The organism is Billgrantia aerodenitrificans (genome assembly GCF_021404405.1).
GTDB classification, from domain to species: Bacteria; Pseudomonadota; Gammaproteobacteria; order Pseudomonadales; family Halomonadaceae; genus Halomonas; species Halomonas aerodenitrificans.
The window spans coordinates 226,826-247,304 of record NZ_JABFTV010000001.1; the positions used below are offsets into that span (position 1 = coordinate 226,826).

The following is a 20,479-nucleotide window of genomic DNA, read 5'->3' on the forward strand; positions in this document are numbered from 1 at the left end:
AGACAAACGCGGCGGGTATCATCCCGCCGCACGCTTTTTGCATCCGGCCCGCCGCCATACGCTGCCAGTAGAGACGCCCAGATGACCGACATTCACGCCCACAAGATCCTCATCCTCGACTTCGGCTCCCAGTACACTCAGCTGATCGCCCGCCGCGTGCGCGAGATCGGCGTGTACTCCGAAGTGCGTGCCTACGACATCACCGAGGAAGAGATCCGCGAATACGCCCCCAACGGCATCATCCTCTCCGGCGGGCCGGAATCCACCGTGGCCTCCGGCTCGCCCCGCGCGCCTGAGTGCGTGTTCGAGATGGGCCTGCCGGTGCTGGGCATCTGCTACGGCATGCAGACCATGGCGGTGCAGCTCGGCGGCGCCGTGGAAGGCTCCGACAAGCAGGAGTTCGGCTACGCCCAGGTCAAGATCGACAGCGACGACGACCTGTTCCGCGACATCAAGGACCACGTGGACCATGACGGCAAGGCGCTGCTCGACGTGTGGATGAGCCACGGCGACAAGGTGGCCCGCGCCCCTGAACAGTTCACCGTGACCGCCTCCACCCCCAGCTGCCCCATCGCCGCCATGACCTGGCCCGAGAAGCGCTTCTACGCCGTGCAGTTCCACCCCGAGGTGACTCACACCCTGCAAGGCATGCGCATCCTCGAGCACTTCGTGGTGGGCGTGTGCGGCGCCGAAAAGCTGTGGACCCCGGCCCGCATCATCGAAGACCAGATCGCCCGCGTGCGCGACCAGGTGGGCGACCGCCACGTGCTACTCGGCCTCTCCGGCGGCGTGGACTCCTCGGTAGTAGCCGCACTGCTGCACAAGGCCATCGGCGACCAGCTCACCTGCGTATTCGTGGATAACGGCCTGCTGCGCAAGAACGAAGGCGACCAGGTGATGGAAACCTTCGCCCGCCACATGGGCGTGAAGGTGATCCGCGTAGACGCCGAAGAACTGTTCCTCTCCAAGTTGAAAGGGGAGAACGACCCGGAAGCCAAGCGCAAGATCATCGGCAACACCTTCATCGACGTGTTCGATGAAGAGGCCAGCAAGATCGAAGGCGTCGACTTCCTAGCCCAGGGCACCATCTACCCCGACGTGATCGAATCCGCCGCCAGCAAGACCGGCAAGGCCCACGTGATCAAGTCGCACCACAACGTCGGCGGCCTGCCGGAGACCATGAAGCTGCAGCTGGTCGAACCGCTGCGCGAACTGTTCAAGGACGAAGTGCGCAAGCTCGGCCTGGAACTCGGCCTGCCCTACGACATGGTGTACCGCCACCCCTTCCCGGGGCCGGGCCTGGGCGTGCGCATTCTCGGCGAAGTGAAGAAGGAGTACGCCGACATCCTGCGCGAAGCCGACGCCATCTTCATCGAAGAACTGCACAACGCCGACTGGTACCACAAGACCAGCCAGGCCTTCGCCGTGTTCCTGCCGGTCAAATCCGTCGGCGTGGTTGGCGACGGCCGCCGCTACGAATGGGTCATCGCCCTGCGCGCCGTGGAAACCATCGACTTCATGACCGCACGCTGGGCCCACCTGCCGTATGAGCTGCTGGAGAAAGTCTCCAACCGCATCATCAACGAGATCCGCGGCGTCTCCCGCGTGACGTACGACGTCAGCAGCAAGCCGCCCGCGACGATTGAGTGGGAGTGAGGCACGCCTAGGCAAAACGCCTGACACGGCTAAGCTGACCGAGATCAAGGGCTTACCAATTGGTAAGCCCTTTTTCTTTGCAATTCGTTACAGGGTTTTGTTTACTCAGGTTAAGGTCGCCGAGACGACCGCCGATAGAACAGGTAGTACAACGCAGACAGGGCTGTCGCAGGGAAAGGATGTCATCCCCGGGCGGTAGCGTGTTGGAAAACAGTATTTTGGGAAGTAACAAGTACTTGAGGTAAGCTCTAGAAGATATTGTAAGTCATGTTGGTCATTGAAGTAAGTGGCTGTAAATACGTCGCGAGATTAAAAGGGTAGGAAGGAGCTATGCATGAACCGTGTTTTTTGTAGATAGATGAGGGGGAGGAACGTGAATAACGGTAAGAGTTTTTCTGAATTAACCAGCGCCGATAAAAAAGAAGTCGGCTTCCATTATCAGTATTATTATTTTCTCTATCGACTTCTGAATTTAAAATCAGGTCAATCCGTTGGCCTTGAAGTTAAAGATGATGTGCATACAGAGTTGGATAACGATACGCAGATTCTCTTTCAGTTAAAACATACAGTGCAGAAAAATGCCGCTGATTTCGCTGTAGCGCTTGCTGAGTTAGATAATGATTTGTGGAAGACGCTACATAATTGGGCAAAGATCATTTCCGACGAATCAGTTGGCCGCAAGCATGGCCATGAACAAATAGCTTTTATTGCGAAAACAGAGTTTCATTTGGTTACTAATAAGTCAGAGAGTCATAAAAATAATTTCCTGAAGAATTTGGAATGCTATAAGTTTGGAAGTGTTAGTTCAGGTGAGCTAAAGTCCTACATAGAGACTCTGTATAGGAAAACACAGAATTCCCATCTCAAAAATTACATTAAAGTAGTTCTAACTCTTGAAGATAAGGTTTTCCAATTGTTCATGAGCAAGATATACCTAGAGCAAAGTGTGGAGGACCTTCATTCTCTAATAAAAAAATCTATAAGAGAAAAGATGGTCGCGAATAGCAAGGTTGATATTGTCTTTGAGAGGCTTGATTCAAACATTAGGACTGATAATTACTTTAAAATAAAACAAGGTCAGAAAGTGGAAGTCGATTTTGACTCTTTTTATAGCCGCTATAGAAATATTTTTTCTGCTTCTCGGGAGCCGCTTCAGCTAGGAAAGCCATTTAAGCCTGCATATCCAGATGACGTTTTTTCTCAAGTTTTTATTAAACAGCTCATCGCCATTAAAGCTATGAAGGATGATGATGTCGAAAAGGCTTACGAGTATACGTTAAAAAAACTAAAAATCACTCGCTTTTTAGAGGACTGGCTTCAGTCAGGGGAGCTAGTATCCGACGAAATAATTGAATTTCATGGCGACGTAAAAAACAAATGGCAAAATGGGTTTGAACATTGGTGTCAAGACTGCCTTGATCATGAGGCGATAAGTAAAGCGAAAAGCTTGTTGTATGATCTGCGGCAAATAGAATTTACTATAGCTAGTAGCAAGCTTAACACTGAGCTGAGCAATGGAGAGATTTATCATCTTTCTGATGAAAGGATAATCGGGTGGCATCGGGATTGGGAGGATATCTGAATATATGTTAGAAAAGGTAGAGAAGAATTATTGGGGCGGCTATAATAACATTGGTGTAGGCGCGGTGGCTATTGCATCAGTATTAAACCACTCTTACAGCTTATCCATCTCCAAAGTCCTATTAATCATCCCCATGGTCGTGCATCGCCCCACCTTGGCCCATATGTCACATAAGGGGATACAGGAGCGTGGTTCGGCAGCACTTGCATCAGGTTCGCCTAATTTATTTGTTAATTTCAATCAACGATTTGAAAGCTACCTGCCCTTATCATTAAATTCTGTTCAATTACTAGTCCACCTTGGTTATGCAAGATTCGGACAATCCCTTGTGCGTCAAAAAATTCTTACTGTTGATAAGATGTTTGGGCGACGCGCTCAAAAAATTAATCAAGCTTCCAAAAAAATTTCTGAGCTTCTTCAAGAAGATGAGGAAGAGCTTTACTTAAACTTAAGGGTGCATTTGTGAATTTCGGTATTGATTCTGTTGTTATTTGGTCTAAGAGCGATGAGGTTCGCTTGCTAGAATTCAAGCGGAATAAAGTTAATGTTATTACTGGTGAAAGTCAAACTGGAAAATCGACAATATTAAAAATTTTCGATTATTGTTTTTTGGCTAGTGAGCATGATATTCCTCACGATGTTATTAACGACAACGTGAGCTGGTATGGTATTGGTTTTTATGTTAATGGGAAAGACTATTTTCTCGCTCGTCGTAGCCCTTCCGGAAATAATGTCTCTTCCGATTACTATTTTTCATCAATGGGTGAAGTGCCTAGAAAACCCGTCCCCAATATAAGGCAAGAAGATCTTCGTGGCATACTTGAGGCCGAATTTTCTATTGATGATCGAGTCAGGATGCCGTTTGGGGGAAAGGTTATAAAGTCCGGCTCTAAGGTTTCCTTTCGTTACTTCTTAATGTTCAATTCCATTTCTGACGATATAATTATTAACAGTAAAGTGTTTTTTGATAAGCAGGAGATAGATCGGTATCGTGAGGCTTTGCCGAGGATTTTTGACCTTGCTTTAGGAATTGATGACCTTGAAAATATTATTTCACGTGAGCGTAAAGAGTTGCTGCTGAAAGAGCTCAACAAGCTGGAAAAGAAAAGAAACTCTTTTGCAGAAAGCAAAAGCTCCTTTGCTAGTGAAGTTCGAAATATTGCCGCTAAAGCTGCCGAATATGGACTAACCCCTGAGCTCAGTAAGGACATAACGGCTTCGAGTTTGAAGCAGCTTTTGGATAACCCCAATATTACCCCAGCTTTCGATGCCTCAACAAAGCGACGATCAGATATTAATTCAGAGTTATTCTCTATTAAAAGGCAGATTCGGAAATATGCTCAATTCAATGAGGAGTATAAGAGTTACAAATCGACAGTAAAAAATTCTCAAGATAGCTTAAAGCCGTTGAAAGTCTTGATGGAGCGTTCCGATGAAATTATAAAATCTGACATTTTTGACGAGTTGATTAGTAGCTTGCAGGTTGATCTTAGTGTAATAAACGAATCAATTAAATCTAGGAGACCAGTTGAAAGTCAAGTGAATGGAATCGTCAAGGAGTTAGAGGAAAAGAAAAAATTGTTATTAGAGGAGCTGCAGGCTCTTCCTGAGACGCCACGTTCCTTTAGTCAATTGCAAGATATGTGGATTTTTCTTGGTGAAGCCAGAGGTAAGCTGAAGGTTTATTCTAATTTAGATAGTAAATTGGTTGAAAGCCCTAATGATTCGAATTTAGAAGTTATGAGAGAGGAGTGTGAATCTATCCAAGTAAAGGATGTAGAAGCTGAACGTAATGCAACTATCAGTTTGATTGATGAAGTGGCTTCGGACTTGATGAGGCAGGCTAAGGATGCGTTGGAAAACTACGGAACTTGGTATGCGAGTTTCAACTATAAAGAGAAGAAAATACAGCTAAGGAAGCCAAAGTCTACTTTGATCGAAAATGTCGGGAGTAGTTCTAATCATATGTTTTTGCATCTTATGCATTTTTTGTCACTACATGAGGTGGCTATTAATAAAAATTCCAAGTTTGTGCCAAGTTTCTTATTTGTTGACCAGCCGAGTCGGCCATATTGGGGCGAAGAAGAGGATGTTAATCCGGAAAATCTCATTCATAGTGATAGGGCGAAAATAAGAACCGCTTTCGAGATGCTCGATAATTTTATTTCTAATATAAATAAGGAGTACAATCATCAATTTCAAATTATTATGCTAGAGCATGTGCCGTCCGCAATGTTCGATGGTTTAAGTAGTTTCCATCTTTTGTCCCCTTTCAGAGATGGCAATGCTCTTATTCCAAATGGTTGGAAAAACTAAATCCCACTCCATTCAGGAAGACGCTGGCGACACAGGCGTGTTCTTGGGGCTTTGCTGCACAAGAGCCCATGTGCTCTTGCCCAGCAGTGAGAGGTACACTGAACGTGGTGAATCATAGCAAGGGAAACTGCTTAAGAAATATAAAACGTGCCCATTACCTTACAAGCCTACAAGGTTGAGATGTATCTGGCGAACATGCTAGCAGCGTGAGTTTGGTAATTTTCATGTATTTTCTTTGCACTTAAATACAAATACAAGGCAGGGGCAATAACGTATCCGGCAATTAATAAAAGAGATTAAGTTCCTCTTCACGGTTGTGGCCGGATCCGGCGTTCCTTCTCAGACGACACAGGTGACATCCGCATGCACAGTATCTATACCATGACCATCTAGCTTGAAAATACATTACCATATTTTTCTTTGGCCCGCTAGGCAACTTATGCGAGCGTTGACTACGATGCGCTGATTATGGCTTTACTTAAAAAAACTCGTTTTCAGCGACTTGCGCACTCCCTGTGTAAGATCGCACAAGATCGTCAAATTACCCCTGAAACTGTTATCGGTACAGCATTGGCCAGTTGGTGCTCGCAATCCTTTTCTGGACTGCCGAAATCTGGTTTGCCAGTGTCAGTTACACTGCAGCATGATCCGATAGTGGTTGCCTTTGTTGACTTTGTCATGGTTAACGAGCTGCAGGAGGCAACATACTGGTTTTCCTCTTTATATGCACAACTGATTGGAGAAAAAAAACGCAAGAAGCTAGCCATGTTCTTCACTCCACCATCACTGACTAAGCGGCTGCTAGATGATTTGGAGAACAGCGGGGTCGACTTCGTCAGTCGTAGTTTCTGTGACCCGGCGTGCGGTGGTGCGGCCTTTCTAACTCCCATCGCTATGCGAATGCGAGATGCGTTGCACTCCAAGGGTGCAACCCCGGAGCAGGTACTCCAGCACGTGCAAGCGCATCTATTCGGTATCGACAAGAATGAAACTCTGTGCAAGTTATCTCAACACTTTCTTCTGATGGCACTGCACAACGAGGTCGTAGACGCTGAGATAGTGCCGCAATTCCAAGTGTTGTGGGATGATTCACTGCAGCAGATGCCAAACCTAGCAGGTAAACTGGATGTCGTCGTTTGTAACCCGCCGTTTCGCAAGATGTCGGCAGATGAGGTGAGGGAATACTTTGATGAGTTTTCCGACATCATCGAAGCGCAGCCGAATCTCTATGCACTTTTCATTGCCCTTTGCGTAAAGTTGCTTGCACCTGGAGGGACTTGCGCACTAGTGACACCTACAAGTTATTTGTCGGGGCGGTATTTTTCCAAGCTACGAACCTACCTTATGACCCAAACACGAGTGCTGAGCATTGGCATGGTAAGTGATCGTCAAGGTGTCTTCATTGACGTTGAGCAGGAGACGGCGCTGACTCTTGCAAGACGTGAAGACAACAGACACATGCACTTGACAGTTGCTGAGGTGAGTGTGGTTTCCAGAGATGGTAGCTATAAAGACGTTGGCCAGTGTTCGTTGCCGAACTCGGGCTTAGTTTGGCCTATTCCGCGTACAGAAAGCGATGTTCTGTTGTTGCGTAGTACGTCGAAGTCAAAGATTTTTCTTGAAGATTACGGCTATACAGTTCGAATTGGAGCCTTTGTATGGAATCGTGACACGCGCCCTACTTACCCATCGGCCAAAAGTGCCGCTAGAGCAAATGGAGGTACGGCGATTCCTCTGCTGTGGTCCAGCGATATTGCCGCTGACGGAAGTTTACGATTTGACGGTCTGTCGAGCGTCAATAAGGAGCCTCGTTTTGTGGACTTTGGCTCTAAATTGCATCGGTCAGTAGTTCGATTTCCCAGTGTGATACTACAGCGCGTAACATCAAATGACCAGCCGAGGCGGCTGATTGCAGCAGCTGTTCCAGAAAATATCTTTGATAGCTACGGGGGATTCGTCGGTGAGAATCATACAGTCATCCTCGAGCAAGTTGTACCAGAGCCAGTGCTTCCGCCGGCGCAATTGGCTAAATTGCTGGGAACTCCAACCGTTGATCGTTACTTCCGGTGTATATCAGGAGCAACCAATGTCTCCGCTTTTGAGCTAAAGCAGCTGCGTCTGCCAGATCCAGATCGGCTAAAGAAATACCTAGCACAGGGCCACGACATCGCCGAGGCTGCACGGCGAGCTTTATACGATTAGCGGCGCTTGTTATTTTGCCATCCCATGAATCGAGGCGAGTCATGACATTTGGTAATAAAAATAAGTTCAAGGAGCTGCGGGAGGCAGAGAAAAAACGACGAGAAGCAGAGCAAAATCGACGAAAGCTAGTGGCTCGGTTTGCCAATCGTAAACCACCGCCGGTGCGGTCTGAGCTAACTCACGCACCAGAGTCGCCCAAGCAGCCCCCTGAAAAGAAGAAGTTGCCACCACAGCCCGCTGTTATCTCTCGCGTAAAGAACTCGTTGATTGACCTATTTCGCGACGACGAAGTGGAACCCAGTGTCCCGTCCAGTGCGTTAGTGGGATTGGCCGACTTGTATTTACACGCGGCTGAACACCGCACGCGCCACATTGCGCTTGTGTGGCCGGCCACCCTCAAGACGCTAACTCTCGTGCACGCGCTGGCCACGTTGGTGCGGTGGCACGAAGGGGACAAGCAGGGTGTTCGAGGAATACTATTTCCTATCAAAGCTAATGTGTTCAATCTGCTAAACCACATTCATTTCGATCGGGCCGAAGTATTACGTATTGCGAACGAGTTGGCTGAGGTGCAGTCTTACTCGAACAGCCGGGTCAAGCGTTCTATGCCCGAAAAGGACGCTTTCTTTTACTCACTCAGTGAATGCAGCCTGCCTACACTCGAAGGCGAGTCGTTTCACCCGACCATCGGCGAGTTGCTGCCACATTTCCTAGCTACGCCGGACTTCACTGAATGGAAGTCTTGCTCGGATCGGCTGCTCGCTCTTATCCGGGCCAAGCTGGTAAAGCGAACGCATGCCAAATCCTTGAAAGAGCTACATTGTGTCAATATCGGTGATCCCATGACGGCCCCTGATGCTCTTTTCGCACTCGATGGACGGATGTCGGAAGAAGAGCTGCGCCGGGCAGCGCGAGCGCTTGCCAAGACCACACCACCCGAAGTGGTGTTGGTCCCCGTCACACGGACTGTGCGTTTCGAGGCCCCTAGTTGGCGGGGGCGGATTGCGCGCTTTTGCATGATGCTAGAAGAAGTTTTTCATGCAAAGCCACCCGGAGTTGTCATCGTCACCGATGAGCCACATGCCGCGTACAAGCTAAAGAGCGAGCTCTGGAAACGCAACGATAAGCGTGAGCCAGATCGGCGTTGGCGAACCCCACATGAATTCAAGATTTGCGGCTTCCCGAACACTGTGGCGTCAGAAGGGTTGCTGTCAGCAGGAACGCGGGAAGTGCTGCACCCAATGCCCCGGGAATTCAATGTCTACATTGTGGATGCTGATATCACCAAAGTTGCTAATGGGCTGATGCGAATCGCCAACGTAACTCCTGGGGGCCGGGAAGCGGCCAAGCCCCTGGCGGATGCGGCATCCTACTTGTCGCGCATAGCAGTTCTGCCGTGTGGCGTACGGCACCTGTCCGAGTATTTAGCAGGGGCAGATGTGGCAGAGCGCACGCGTGTGGCGTTTGACTGGCCTACATACATTGGCGCCATTTACGAGTTTGACCGCTGCGTGGGCGTTGGCGAAAACCGTCCCGCCTTGATGGAGTGCGTCGAAAAGGGCTCTCGACTATTTGAGAACTACTATGAGGCAACACCTTTTGCCCACAAGCTTACCGAACTCGTAGCAAACGTTGTGACAGGTAAAAGGCGGGCGGTTGCCGTGGTGTTTACAAGCGCGTTGTATCGGCGCCTGGCCGAGCGTTTCTTGGCTGAGTACGACCAATATCCTGCGGGCACAACTTTCAATACTTTTAGCGATCGTATCTATCTCATTACAGCTTCCCATCTCGAGGAACACCTGAGTGGGCTTGAAGGTTCGACTCTTGTCTTTGCGGGCCTCAACGAAAACTGCCTGCGGCTGCTTCTCACGGATGACCGTGTGCCGGCTCATTCGGTGGTCTTGCTCACTCAGCGTGCGGGGCAATTCCTGCGTGCATCTCTTAAGCCCATCGTCGAGAACTTCCTAGAGTTTAAATCTTTCAAGCCGCGGATTGAGTCCCTTCTTCGTCAGCTTAAGGACCTTCCCGACGATTCATCGGTCCTGTCTACCGGTGATTACGTTTTGCCTACGTTTCGCGTCGAGTTGTCCTCGGACGCATCCTCGTGCAGCAAAGGTATAGACCTCGACTCGTGGGCCATCCGTCTCGACAACGGAGTTACCCAGTATCGTCGCGACAGTTCTGAGGTTTATGTCTACGACCCTGCATCGGAGTACTCGTCTGAGCGAGGCTTCAGGATCTGTCAAGTTAAGTCGTTGGAAGTAGGTGACAAGCTCTTTGTCATGTCGGGTGAACTACGCGAGATGGTCGAACAAGCCCTGAGCGATGCTGGCGTGTTCATCCAAACAGACAAGACGTTTGAAGCAGCGTTGCGCAGCTACCACGAGCAGGTCCAAAAGCGTCTGGCCGAATGGTTCCCGGGCAGAACACTTTCCGAGAAGGCGAGGGCGTTGCGCAAGGAGATGCTCACAATTGATCCCAGGCTAGAGGAGAGCCTCCCTACAGAGCAGGCAATGCGCCACTGGATCAACTTGGGTGAGTCATCAAACACTCCTTTTGAAAAGCTCCGCCCACAGGCCCCACAAAGCGAGGCAACATTTAAAGCCTTTGCTGAGGCTCTGGGCTTCTCGTCACTGGAAGTTGCATACCAGTGGCAGCGCGTCATTATGGCAGTGCGTAACTCGCGCCGGCTCGACGGACGCCACGTGTCAGATATCTATTCGTACATGCTTCTGCAGCCGGAGTCGGCCATGGCCAACTCAAATATCAAACGGCAGACGCTGATGCAACTCTTTGACAAAGCCCGTGAGGATGTGGCTACCGTCGAGTTGGTTGGCCCTGTTAAGGAGTCGAAGACATGAGTCAACCTGTCCTTAGCGCTGATCCAGCAGCCATTCCAGCGACACTAAAGGAGGCCGTGGTCGACAGCGTTCTGAATCTGACTTACGCACAACTGAGCGGCCAGGGTCCGACGGGGCAGTACTTGTTCGGAGCCCGCCCACGGACACTACTAAACTCCGGTTTTCTACTACCGCAGCGTAGTCCGTCTGGCGACGACGAGGTGACCTCGCCCATTTGGATATCGTCGCATGGATTGCAGATGCAGCTCAACGTAGAGTCACCGTCGGTGGTGACGATTCAGCCTCGTGTTTCGCTTTACGTGCGCGTCCTCCCCCGAGAAGAAGACCTCAAGCGTCCCAACTGCCGGCCTGTCTTCATGCTGCGGCAAGCCGTGCGCGATGAGCTCATGGCTGAGCGTGACAATTGCCTCGACAAAGAGTGGGAGAAGGTCAGGGGCTCATATACCTCCAGGTGGAAGCATCCTGGATGGGCCGAGATTCGTAAGAAGGTCGTCGACGAGGTGTATGCCGCTAAGGGCATCCCACGACATCTGCTGACTTCCGACTTGCCGCAAGAAACTATGGAAATTGATGTAGAAGAGCAAACCGAAAGGGACACGGCAGGCGAGACGACGCAAGAGGCGGTTCCCGTTTCCGCGGCTGGATCGCTCCCGATTAAGGACGAGCACTTCGAACCGCTGACAATTCCCCATAAATGGATGCGGTTGGAGGTCGAGTTGCCAGCTCTCGAACTAGATGCTGCCAAGCCCAGTGACCAACTCCAGCACGACATTGACGACCACGCTGTGCGCATGAACGAGGCAATCGCCAGACGACTTGACGAGTGGGTGCACAGCGATAACCCCGAGACGGGTGGTAAGGCTTGGGGATATCGCCGCCAACTCACTATTCCGGCCAGCCTGTACACAAAGTGGACGGACTTTCTCGACAGAGTACGGAATTCTGATACACCGATTGCAATCCCTAACACTCAACTTAATTGGGATGTTCAGATAGATGCCGACTGGCAGGACAGCTCAAAGCGCAATCTTTTCTTTGCACTAGAAAACGTCACCCCGGTGCCCCGCCAGCATGAAGATGAAACGGAAGAAGCCGTTTTCCTTGTCTCGTTGGAAGTGCAGTTGCCTGCGACGCTTCATCATCCACTGAAGCTCGAACGCATTGAGCCTTCATACCGATACAACAAATACCTGACCTATCCGGCAATGGGTCACAACTGCGGTGTCGCTCGCATAGATTCGCCTCTTGAGCTGTGTGTGCTGGAGACGACTTGGACGCCACGTTACACCCAGCCACGCATAGTTCCGTCCAGCACAAGCGGGGTGCAACGGCAAGTGCGGCAGCTCGCACACCCTAAGAGCTTGGAAGGCCTCTTGCCACTAGTGCCTGCCATGCAGGCATGGTTGGATACTCTGCCTGGGCAGGTCAATCCGGCGGAGGGGCTTGACCCATTTGATAATGAAGGCATAGCGCGCGAAACCGAGGGGTTCCACCAGGATCTCAATAAGTGGAAAGCGGAGATAAATTCGGTTTCGGCCGGGCTGGAGTGCCTGCAGGAGTCTAAAGCGGCCTGGCAGCAACGTGGTCCGCAATCCGACCCGAAGGCTGTAGTCTACGAAACCTGGCTCGCCATGAACGAAGCGATGGCGGACTTCATGAAGGCGCGTTTCGGACACGACAACAATGAGTGGCGCCTATTCCAGATGGCTTTCATCATTGCCAACATTCCAGCGCTGGCCTCTCGAATACCTAATTTCAGCCACTACTATGACGAGCGCCGCGACGATGCGGTAACCCTTCTGTACTTCGCTACCGGCGGTGGCAAGTCCGAAGCCTTTTTTGGGCTACTTGTTTTCAATCTGATACTCGATCGCCTGCGCGGTAAGCATCGAGGGGTAACGGCGCTAATTCGCTATCCGCTTCGCCTGCTCACCATTCAGCAGGCCCAGCGTTGCGCACGCGTGCTTGCGCATGCCGAACGTGTGCGCCAACGACATGGGTACGCAGGCAACGTTTTGTCCATCGGTTTTTGGGTAGGCAGCGGCGGCTCACCAAACCGTCACACCACTAAAGGAATCAAGAGCATTCCACAGGTCTCCACAGCTCCGCCCTGGCTGGCAGATGAGAAGGCGCTGCGGGAGGATGACGCTAAGTACTCGGCTGCGATACGCGCCTGGCGAAAGTTGCCCACTTGCCCGTTTTGTGGTGGCGACACAGCACTGCGGCTGTTCATCGAGCACGGCGACCAAATACTTGGGCACGTCTGTACCAACATCCAGTGTGATTCCAACCGTGGGCAATGGAAGCCGCTGCCCTTCTACATCGTCGACGATGATATATATGACTTGGCGCCATCCGTACTGCTCGGCACAGTCGACAAGCTGGCGCTTATTGGGCACTCCAGTCGGACCATCCGACGCATTTACGGTATGTTCGGGGCTGCTCCATGGGTAAAGCCTGCCAACGGACGGCTCTACATCCCTGACAAACATGAAATTGCCGCGGGGCCAGGAGGTAAGGGCATGGTGGGGGTGTACCCAGCTTACAAGTCGGGGCAGCGTATCTTTCACGATCCCTTTCCCAGCCTCATTATACAGGACGAGGCGCACTTGCTTGACGAGTCATTGGGAACCTTCGCTGGCCTGTTCGAATCGACGCTGGACGCTGTCTTCGCACACTTGGCCAAGCCCCTGAATGAACTCATCGCAGTTGATCCACATGGGCGGCGCCGGCGACCCAAAATCATCGCTGCGTCTGCGACGGTCTCCGACCCCGAGCGACAGCTAGAGCACCTGTACCAGCGCTCGGTTCCAGCGACGCAGTTTCCCGAGCCGGGGCCTTCATTGTACGAGTCTTTCTACGCCAAGCCTGCCGAGGCTGCATCTGAAGAAGTTGCTCGCCGAGCCAATGCCAACATTGAGGTGGCCAGCCAGCAAGCTCGTGTGTACACGGCGTTCATGACCAACGGCAAGCCCCATACCTCCACCAGCGTGGCGGTCCTATCTGGGTTCCATTTCATCATCACGAGGTTGTTTGACGGACTCGTAAGCGATGACGCCAAACAGTTCGACGCGGTACGGCAGCAATTGGCCGACCATGTCTCAGCAGGGCCGTTGAAAGCGCTGCATAGGCAGGCACTGCTTGCTGCAAATGCCTCTGAATTGGTGACACTCGTTGACTTGCACCGCATCGCGCTAACTTACGTCACCAACAAGAAGGGTGGAGACCAAATCATGTCCGCTGAGGCAGAGGAAACGCGCAAGCGTCACCTTAACGAAGGCATTGATCTTGAGGGGTTAGACACGCGCCTTATCACTGGTTCTGTCGATCAAGGCGAGATTCAGGCCGTGGTGGAAACTGCCCAACAACGCATGGCACCTGGTACGATTCTACCGCCGATCCGAGAGCAATTACGCTCCGTCATCGCTACCTCGGCCATCTCTCACGGCGTGGATGTCGACGAGTTCAACTCAATGTTTTTCGCAGGCATGCCCTCGGACATCGCGGAATACATCCAGGCTTCGTCGCGTGTCGGTCGCGCACATATTGGCTTCGTAGTGCTGGTGCCCACGCCGCAGCGCCGCCGCGACCGTCACATCGTCCACATCTTCGACATCTTCCACCGCTTCTTGGAGCGTATGGTTCAACCCGCAGCCATCGACCGATGGGCTGAGCGTGCCATCGAGCGTGTATTCCCTAGCCTTTTCCAGGCGTACTTGCTGGGCGTGGTCCCCAGCCAGGAGTTACTACGTCTGCCCGAGAACGAAAAGCACAAGACGCCGGACTTCAGCTGCATCCCAAACGTGCGGCGCGAATTTTCCGCCAGGGGCGATGCGTTCATCGACGAAATCGATCGCTTCATCGAATCGGCGGTGGGTCTGCGCGGTGTGTTTGCACCCGAAGGAGAGGAGCACTACCGCCAGCGAATCGATCAGTGGACTAGAAGCCTTATCGGGAACACGTGGAACAGCCCACTTTGGGGAAGCGGCACGATGGATGGGTATTTCCAGGCTCAGACGGACCCGATGTTCAAACCTATGACCTCGCTACGAGACGTGGACCAAGGAGGTATCATTCAGGCATCCTTCCGCGATACTAAAGGACGCAGTCAAACACCCGGCGAAGTGCAGTTAGTGATGGATCTGGTGCGCCACGGCGTAGCTAACAATGACGGTTTGGATAATTCGTAGTTGGGAGACTGACATGGCAAGAAGGGGAACCTTCCACGCGTTGGATGACGACGAGAAGACACTGAACGCACCAACAATGGCGCGCTCGCGCAGCCAGTTAGGCTCCGCTTATGCACCCGGAGCCTTTTTCACGTTTGAAGGTGGCCTTGGCGCCTGCGTGTCGATTCCTGACCTGTCGGCAACCACCGACGATGCGGCAATTGGATCAGAAACCAAAGCACAAATCATGCTTCGCCTGCAGGAAGTCTGGCAGAGCTGGTTCGGTCGCGCCTACTCGATAGGTACTCCGGATCGCCTAATCCACCCACATCAGTGCCTTGATGAGGCCTTGCTCAAAGGCGCTTCGGTTATCCCGCTAGGTGGCGACCGTCTTACATTCCTGAGCCCACTGCGGATGGGCTATGCGCCATCTCCGCTGACCTTCGTCTGCAATAAATGTCGGCTGTTCAAGAGATTCGAATCGGTATCGGATCTGGCGAGAAACATCGGTAATCTACGCAAGGCTAAATGCTTGGCACCAGACGCCAAAGGCCCATGTCAATGGCGTCAGCTCGACGTCATCTTTGTTCATTGGTCAGGTGAGTGGATGCCAGCCACACCCGGTAAGTGGGAGTGGAATAGCCGCAATAGCGAAGCGTGGTTAGGTGGTGAGGCTTGCGCGGAATGCGGCAGCAAAGATTTTAAACTCAATACTGACTCGCCTCGAATTGGCCAGTGGCACTTCTATTGCGCAAATGGACACAAACGCAGCAATGAATGGCGCCAGAACGACCGCTTCACGACAGAAATATTCCGGGACCGAGCAAGTACGCGAATCAGCGAACGTCGCATGGAGCCTATTTCGTACCGTGCATCATCAGCGTACTACGCGCAAGCCGAGCAGTTTGTGCTCTTTCCAGAGACGGAGCATCGACTCCTCTCCCTCCTAGAGCCACAACAACATGCGGAGTTGGCTGCGTTCATTGGGGCCAAGTTCCGCTTTTGCGGCGCGGCACTTACGCCCAATGAGATGAAGGAGGCACTACTGGCAGCCGGTAAGGCTGACGAATGGCAGTCCTACGAGAGCATACAGCGCATGCGTAGGTCGGCGGAGAGCAGCGGTGACATAGATGGGTTTAAGCTCATGGATGATGAGCTCAGGAAGCTGGTCAATCGTTGGACCACGAGCGATCCACCATTGGTTCGGCCTATGGTCGACTTGCCCCCCTCCGTGATGGCTCAGCTCTCGGTTCGCAGAGAATACACCAGCCGATTCGACCCTTTTGTTCTAACCGTCGAACATGAGGCTCTCAGCCGTGGCAAGCTTTCGGCCGCGACAGAAGGCGGTCGTGCGCCCTTCGTGCGCTTCAATCACCTCGACAACGACCTGGCGCCTAAGGATGCTGCGGCCAAGGCGGCCCAAGAGAGGGAAACGCAGCGGCTAATGAATAAGCTCGGGATGACTGAGCTTGGCCTGATTCGGGAGTTCGACCTGTGCCGATTTACTCACGGCTACACCCGAGTGTCGGCAACGCCTACCCTAGAAAAGCGTGGACAAGACATGCCGGTCCGGCTTCGGCTGTTTGAACCGCTGCGTAATGGCAAGCGACCTATCTATGTCGTCACCCAGGCCAATGAGGCCCTGTATGTGCGTTTGGAACCACATGCTGTATATGCATGGCTCCAAGAAGTCGGCGTGCGTGACTTGCCACCGTGGGATGCACTCGATTCGGTCATGCTAGGCGGGCGGTTGTTGGAAGTCGCGCAGCCGTTTGGACAGTATTTCTCTTTGCTCAAAGAGGGGGATGCATCGACCTATCGCTACGTCTACACTTTGCTACACACTTATGCACACGTACTCATGAAGAACGTCGCAGAGCTCTCGGGCCTGGATCTGGGCTCAATGGGTGAGTACATATTTCCGCTAGACCTGGCATTTGTCGTGTATCGAAACGGTACGACTATGGATCTCGGGAACTTGTCTTCTCTGTGGCGCAACGAGAACAACCGCTTCCTCTCGCGGCTGCTGGAAGCGTCCACACATCGCTGCAACTCGGGGCGGCTTTGTGACACTGGCGGCGGAGCGTGCCCTGATTGCATCATGATTCCCGAGACCTCTTGTATCGCGCAGAATCAGTTGTTGTCTCGTGCTGTGCTGAAGGGTGGGCCCGCGCCACGGGAGGACGCGACTCACAAGGGGCAGCGTATTCGTGGCTACCTCGAAGTGGTCAACGAAGACGATGGATGCTGACCTGGAAAGCGCTTTCGACGCTCTGGAACCCCTATAAGAGATGCGCGCTTTTTTATGTGAGCTCCCCGGCATCGGCGGGCTTGACATGCCGCTGGAGCTCAGAGCCATTTGCATACGGTCGGATTGCCGCAAGCACGATCGGGTGATATTGAACGTGCTCTCGTTGTTCTGAAGTTGACCCGCCTTGGTGGATGCCCGATCCTTTTGGGAAGGATGAGTCCATGCCCAAACCTCACGCCTCTTATTATGCCGTTCCTTGCAGGCGATATTCTTATTGTTCTTTTTGCTCGACCTGGGCAAATAAGATCAGCTTAATCAGACTCTGTCAGATAATGGGGGAAAGGCCTGTATCTACCTCACTGGTGGCTGCCAGGCAGCTGCGGTTGTGTTGTTTAGCGCTTCCTTAGCTCGCGTTGATAATTTCTGAGTTTGGTTGGGTGGTAACTATCCGATAAAGGCTGCTACCGCATCATTACTTGGCCCACATAGCTTCCATCTTGGAGGCTCTCGATTGTCATCTCGGCAATTTCTGCTTCCATCTTGCCCTTGGCCTTTTCCTGCTCAAGATATGCTTCGGCCAGCTCTGGGGCAGCATGGCTATCACCTAGAATGGCCGCTCCCACCCAATTGGCAGGAATTTCTCCATCTGCCTCGTGCCGCTCGGCGTAACTTTCCTCGACTGCTGAGTAGCACTCCCTCGCGCTTTCATTGCTCTCGACTTCTTCTATCAGCATGCAGCGAAAAAGGGGGAGAGAGTCGTTGCTCGGTGCGATGTCATAAGCTCGCTCCACCGTGCTTAGAGCAAGCTCGTAATTTCCCTGATAGATGGCAATTTGGGCTCTGTTGATCAGCGCGAAGTGATTCCCAGGATCGGCCTCGAGCGACTGCTCGATAAGAATTTTCGCTTTTTCTAGTCTCTCATTGTTTCCCTCTGCAATGCCGAGAGCAGTTTCTTCGTTGGCTTTCCTTTGAAGCTCGATGGAATCGCTAGCGATATCATTGCCTCTACCTTCCTGGCAGGCCGTGAGGAGAATAGTCAGCGAAATGACAAAAAATAATTTACGGAGCATGCTGTTTCTCAGCTACCTGAATGGAAATCGTTTTGCTTGTGCTGGGTGGCATCGGTGCTGCTGATCCTGCGCTGGTCTGGTACTGGAAGGTCCCTTGGAGGTAAAGAGAAAGCGTCTTGCCAGGCTGTGGTTCGGGTAAGGAAAAGGAGGCGTGGCCTACCGGTCTATATAGAGGTTCATCCGGCCAAGCATTGATTCCGTTATTCTGAAGAACTGCCGATTCCAGTAACTGATCGCCATCCCTGAGCTCGGCACGCATGGCTAGAATGGCCGTGCCTCCACCTGGGGTTTGTGCTGCGATTGCTCCACCACGTGCCGATAGATGAAGCGTGTTATCTCTAATCGTGACATGGACCCGAAAGATATATCCTCCATTACTGCCAATACCTTCGACGAAGAGATAGGCTGGCTGATTCATGATCACTTCGGTTTTGGAGGCGACATACTCGTATTCAGCTTCTGGGGAGTTTTCGGTAAATGAGGTCCTGAATGAGTCATTTTGATTCCCGGGCACCCTAAGCGAACGCATACGCGCTAGCGAGCCTGCTGCTTGTGAGCTTGCTCCAGTTGGGGAGCCGGTGGCTATGGTAGAAGCCGCTTCGACGTAACCGCCACACGACGTAGCGCTGCCATCGATGGCTGCAGCTGAGCCCTCGATTGGATACCACGCCACGCCGGAGGTAATGCTGGCGCCACAGGAACTCTTGTCGCCGACTCTGGCGACGGGAATGCCATCCACCTTGGCAGTGCTTGCACCGGAAACGATCCGATGCGGTCCACCCTTGCAGGAGCAAGCTACCTTGTCGCCAACCTTCGCAAGATCCATGGTTTCTTCCCTTCTACCCCATGCCCATGGTGCGGTTACCGATTATCGCTAGATTTGGCGCCTTGGCTACCGCTGGGTGGGAATTTGAGAAATCGCTTACGGCAAGGGGGAGAAATATCTTACAGAGCTAATGTGCTGGCGACCCAACTCCAGCCATTGTTTACATAAGCGGGCGCCTCAAGGGCGCCCGTTTTCGTAGTGGGGTAGTTGCCTCACCTTCAGAAGCGGTCGACCCGGAACGGTGCCATATCCACCGCGGGCTCTTCGCCATCCATCATCTGGGCGAGCAGTTCGCCGGTGGCCGGGCCCAAGGTGAAGCCCTGATGGCCGTGGCCGAAGGCGAGCCACAGCCCTTCCTTGTTGGGGGCGGGGCCGATCACCGGCTTCATGTCGGGCAGGCAGGGGCGGGCGCCTTTCCAGGGCTGGCTGTCGCGGCGTTTGCCCAGCGGGAACAGCTTGCGTGCCACCTTCTCGGCGGCGGCCAGCTGCTTGTACTGGGGCGGTGATTCCAGATCGGCCAGCTCGGCGCCGGTGGTCAGGCGAATGCCGGCACGCATCGGTTCGAGCAGGAAGCCTTTCTCGGCATCCATCACCCAGTGGTTGAGCTTGGCATCCCCTTCGGCGGAGTAGTGCATGTGGTAGCCGCGCTTCACGAACAGCGGCACTTTCATGCCCAGCCTTCCCAGCAGCTCTCCGGCCCAGGGGCCCAGGGCTACCACTACCTGCTCTGCCTCCATGGGGCCTTCGCTGGTATTGACTCGCCAGCCGCCCTCGACCTGGAGCACGTCCTCGACGCTGGCCTGCTTTATGTGGCCGCCCTGTGCGGCAAAGCTGCGGGCGTAGGCCTGCACCAGGCCGCCCGGGTCTGAGACCATCCAGGGCTGCGTCCAGTGGATCGCCCCGACCAGCCCCTTGGCCAGATGCGGCTCCTTGGCGTAGAGCGCCTCGGCGTCCAGCGCTTCATACTCGACCCCGAAGCGCTCGTGGTTTTCCTGGGCTTCTTTCTGGCGCTCCTCGAACTCTTTTTGGGTGCGGTAAAGCTCCAGCCAGCCGCCCTTGCGTACCAGCGCCTCGGCGCCGGCGGCTTCGATCATCGGCGCGTGGGCATCCTGGCAGCGCATGATCAGCGATGCCCACTCGGTCACGATGCGCTCGTAGCGCTTACCGCTCGAGTTCAGCCAGTAGTTCAGCAGCGGGCCCGCCGCGCTGAGCATGCCGGTGGGACGGTAGCGGATGTCCACCTGGCGGTTGGGCACCACACGCAGCAGGGTGGCGACATCACGAGGGAAGGCGTAGGGGCGCACCGCCTCGCGCTGGATGATGCCGGCATTGCCGAAGGAGGTCTCGAGGCCCGGTTCGCGGCGGTCCACCAGCGTGACGTCATGACCGCGACGCACCAGATGCCAGGCTACGGATACGCCGACCATGCCGGCACCAAGAACGATGATTTTGCGGGCCATGAAGGACTCCCTGCCGATGGAATATGGAAGCTCCGCCGGGGCAGAGCCTGTCATTGCGCGGAGTTTATCAGCACTTCCCAGAAAAT

11 protein-coding genes are annotated in these 20,479 nt (G+C 53.1%); 8 read left to right on the forward strand and 3 right to left on the reverse strand.

Translation table 11 applies throughout. The annotated features are described in order from the left end of the window. Nucleotides 1-81: 81 nt before the first annotated feature. The 8 genes from guaA (at nt 82) to HOP59_RS01120 (ending at nt 17,037) form a co-directional block, all read left to right on the forward strand. Nucleotides 82-1,656, forward strand: coding sequence for a glutamine-hydrolyzing GMP synthase (gene guaA / locus HOP59_RS01085; RefSeq protein ID WP_234252467.1), 1,575 nt, complete (start codon nt 82-84; stop codon nt 1,654-1,656). Between the two features lie 373 nt (nt 1,657-2,029). Continuing rightward, complete coding sequence (locus HOP59_RS01090; RefSeq protein ID WP_234252468.1) at nt 2,030-3,238, forward strand: ABC-three component system protein; 1,209 nt, start codon at nt 2,030-2,032, stop codon at nt 3,236-3,238. Between the two features lie 4 nt (nt 3,239-3,242). Then, nucleotides 3,243-3,704 (forward strand): three component ABC system middle component, encoded by a 462-nt coding sequence (locus HOP59_RS01095; protein WP_234252469.1) that lies wholly within the window; start codon nt 3,243-3,245, stop codon nt 3,702-3,704. Then, a complete protein-coding gene (locus tag HOP59_RS23575; protein WP_234252470.1) occupies nt 3,701-5,554 on the forward strand; it encodes a DUF3732 domain-containing protein in 1,854 nt (617 codons plus the stop codon). The genes HOP59_RS01095 and HOP59_RS23575 overlap by 4 nt, the downstream gene beginning before the upstream one ends. Before the next feature lie 468 nt (nt 5,555-6,022). Beyond that, nucleotides 6,023-7,756, forward strand: a complete 1,734-nt coding sequence (locus HOP59_RS01105) for an HsdM family class I SAM-dependent methyltransferase (protein WP_234252471.1) — start codon at nt 6,023-6,025, stop codon at nt 7,754-7,756. A 41-nt stretch (nt 7,757-7,797) separates the two neighbouring features. Then, entirely contained in the window at nt 7,798-10,617 is a 2,820-nt protein-coding gene (locus HOP59_RS01110) for a hypothetical protein (RefSeq protein ID WP_234252472.1), read from the forward strand. A 239-nt stretch (nt 10,618-10,856) separates the two neighbouring features. Then, the gene (locus HOP59_RS01115; RefSeq protein ID WP_234252473.1) at nt 10,857-14,807 is read left to right on the forward strand and encodes a DEAD/DEAH box helicase family protein; all 3,951 of its coding nucleotides are present in this window, start codon (nt 10,857-10,859) and stop codon (nt 14,805-14,807) included. A gap of 13 nt (nt 14,808-14,820) precedes the next feature. Beyond that, nucleotides 14,821-17,037, forward strand: a complete 2,217-nt coding sequence (locus HOP59_RS01120) for a hypothetical protein (RefSeq protein WP_234252474.1) — start codon at nt 14,821-14,823, stop codon at nt 17,035-17,037. Nucleotides 17,038-17,498: 461 nt separating this feature from the next. On the opposite strand, the gene HOP59_RS01125 is transcribed toward HOP59_RS01120, so the two are convergent. From HOP59_RS01125 to HOP59_RS01135, 3 genes are all read right to left on the reverse strand, one after another. After that, the gene (locus HOP59_RS01125) at nt 17,499-18,107 is read right to left on the reverse strand and encodes a tetratricopeptide repeat protein (RefSeq protein WP_234252475.1); all 609 of its coding nucleotides are present in this window, start codon (nt 18,105-18,107) and stop codon (nt 17,499-17,501) included. Further along, the gene (locus HOP59_RS01130) at nt 18,097-18,933 is read right to left on the reverse strand and encodes a PAAR domain-containing protein (RefSeq protein WP_234252476.1); all 837 of its coding nucleotides are present in this window, start codon (nt 18,931-18,933) and stop codon (nt 18,097-18,099) included. Before HOP59_RS01130 ends, HOP59_RS01125 begins: the two co-directional genes overlap by 11 nt. A 218-nt stretch (nt 18,934-19,151) precedes the next feature. Continuing rightward, nucleotides 19,152-20,393 carry an NAD(P)/FAD-dependent oxidoreductase gene (locus HOP59_RS01135; RefSeq protein ID WP_234252477.1) on the reverse strand — a complete coding sequence of 414 codons (1,242 nt, stop codon included), beginning with the start codon at nt 20,391-20,393 and terminating at the stop codon, nt 19,152-19,154. Between the last annotated feature and the right edge of the window lie 86 nt (nt 20,394-20,479).